Raw genomic sequence first — 537 nt, forward strand, 5'->3', positions numbered from 1 at the left:
ACCACCAGCGCGAAGATCGTGGTGGCGGGCGGCTTCGGCGTGGGCAAGACCACGTTCGTCGGCGCCGTCTCGGAGATCAACCCGCTGCGTACCGAAGCCGTCATGACCTCCGCCTCCGCGGGCATCGACGACCTCACCCACACCGGGGACAAGACGACGACCACCGTCGCCATGGACTTCGGCCGCATCACCCTCGACCAGGACCTCATCCTCTACCTGTTCGGCACCCCCGGACAGGACCGCTTCTGGTTCATGTGGGACGACCTCGTCCGCGGCGCCATCGGCGCCGTCGTCCTCGTCGACACCCGCCGCCTCGCCGACTGCTTCCCCGCCGTCGACTACTTCGAGAACTCCGGCCTCCCCTTCGTCATCGCCCTCAACGGCTTCGACGGACACCAGCCCTACAACCCCGAAGAAGTCCGCGAAGCACTCCAGATCGGCCCCGACACCCCCATCATCACCACCGACGCCCGCCACCGCGCCGACGCCAAGAGCGCCCTCATCACCCTCGTCGAACACGCCCTCATGGCCCGCCTG

The 537-nt window shown here is 68.2% G+C and carries 1 protein-coding gene; it reads left to right on the top strand.

Features of this window, described 5'->3' with window-relative positions; all coding sequences use genetic code 11:
* The coding region (locus tag ACTMTU_RS36090) for a GTP-binding protein (RefSeq protein WP_441267652.1) at positions 1 to 537 on the top strand (537 nt) is incomplete at both ends.

Source organism: Streptomyces sp. OZ13 (genome assembly GCF_052068155.1).
GTDB lineage: Bacteria > Actinomycetota > Actinomycetes > Streptomycetales > Streptomycetaceae > Streptomyces.